This is a genomic window from Trueperaceae bacterium (assembly GCA_031581195.1).
Lineage (GTDB): Bacteria > Deinococcota > Deinococci > Deinococcales > Trueperaceae > SLSQ01.
On the sequence record JAVLCF010000204.1, the window covers coordinates 1 to 1,783 of the forward strand.

The 1,783-nt window shown below is 77.3% G+C and carries 1 protein-coding gene; it reads right to left on the bottom strand.

Annotation, left to right across the window (positions count from 1 at the left end; all coding sequences use genetic code 11):
- The coding region (locus tag RI554_11430) for an O-antigen ligase family protein (protein ID MDR9392626.1) at positions 1–1,783 on the bottom strand (1,783 nt) is incomplete at both ends.

A 1,783-nucleotide genomic window follows, 5' to 3' on the forward strand; every position in this document is an offset into this window, starting at 1 on the left:
GTGGTGACGGCGAGGAGGACGAGCGCGAGGGGCGAGGCGGGCAGCAGGTCGGGGCCGGCGAGGCGGGCGAGGAGGGCGTACGCGCCGGTGGCGAACGCCCACCCGCGGACTTGGCGTTGGAGTTGGTCGGCGTCGGTGAGGCCGTACCCGGGGTAGAGCCCTTCGCGGAGCGCGAAGGCGGGCCAGAGGAGCAGGAGCCAGGGGAGGGGGCCGTCGAGGGGGGGCAGGACGCCGGCCGTGACCCACGACGCCCCCGCGAGCCCGACGGCGGCGATCGCGAGGTCGGTGGCGGCCAGGACGAGCCGGACGAGGAGGGTGCGGGGGGCGTCGTCGTAGGCTGTGGTGCGTTCCGTGGGGTCGGTGGCGTCGGGTGGGGCGGCGTGCGTCGCGTCCGCGACCGGCGGCGAATCCATTGGGGCGCCCCCGAGGGGGTGCGGGGCCCGCCCCCGGCGCCAGCCGGCGCCGGCCGCGAGGGGGTAGAGCACCGCGCCGGACAGGAGCGTGGCGTCGAACAGGTTGACGGCGAGGGCGGCGCCGGCGACGGCGAGGAGCCCGAGGTCGCGCGCCCGGACGGCGGGCCCGAGGAGCGCGGCGAGGAGTAGCGCGAGTCCGGCGAGGCCGAGCGCGCCACGCTCCACCCAGGTCCACAGGACGAGGTTGTGTGGGTGGTCGGGCACGAGGGTGCGTTGGGCGGCGTACGGCTCGGTGCGGGCGTAGCGGTCGGCGAAGGCGTCGGGGCCCCACCCGACGAGCGGGCGTTCGGCCCCCATGCGGAGCGCGACGCTCCAGAGGGGCGCGCGGGCGTAGTCGAACGAGAGGCCGGTCCGGGCGGGCCCCGGGACGTAGGGGCCGGCGGTCGTGCTGCGCTCGAGCTGGAGGCCCGCCATCCGGCCGGTGGTGCCCGCCTCGCTGCGGGCGTCGGGCGTGAAGCCCACGAACCAGGTGAGGGGGTCCGTGCCCTGGTAGGTGAAGGTCGCGGCGACGCGGCGCCAGGTGGCGTCGGCGTCCAGCACCCGGGCGCCCTCGAGGCGCCCGGGGCCCTGCACCGACGCCGACCACCCGTCGTCCGCCCAGGTCGCGATCAGCACGAAGGGCGGGGCGGAGTCCCCGCCCTCCGCCGCGCGGTCGAGCGGGGTTCCCCACCCCTGGAAGCCGGGGTGGGTCGGGCCGGTCGCGTCGATCCAGCCGCTGAGCGTGTACGTCGCGCCCGGCTCGAGGCGGACGAGCTGCTGGAGGCGGTACCAGCCCGGCGCACCGCGTTTCGTGACGGTGTACGCGGTGTAGGGCGCCCCCGCGAGCGCGACCGGTTCGGTGGTCACGTCGACCCAGCGGTCGTCCCACGCGTCGGCGTAGGGCACCTCCGTGCCGGCGAACAGGTTGACGCGGGCGGGATCGCCCGCCCCGGCGTTCAGCGTGAAGCCGAGGCGCCCCCACCCGAGGAGGGGCGCGAGGCCGGCCGACAGGCCGATCATCGCGGCGAGCAGGACCGCCTCCACCAGGCGGGGCCGGCGTTGGCCCGGCGGCCGGAGGAGGAGGAAGGCGAGGGCGAGCGCGATCCAGGCGACCGCGGCCTCGAGGGATCCCGAAACGAGGATGCCGAGGGCGGCGAGGAACAGCGCGGTCCAGGCCACCCCGCGCCGGGCGGCGGTCACCAGCGCGATCACCCCGCCGACCACCAGGACCGTGTGGCCGTACAGGGCGGGCGAGGCGTCCCACAGGATCGCGTGCGCGACGGTCCGCGACACCCCGAACTGCAGGCCCTCCACCGCGTTCAGGAACCCGC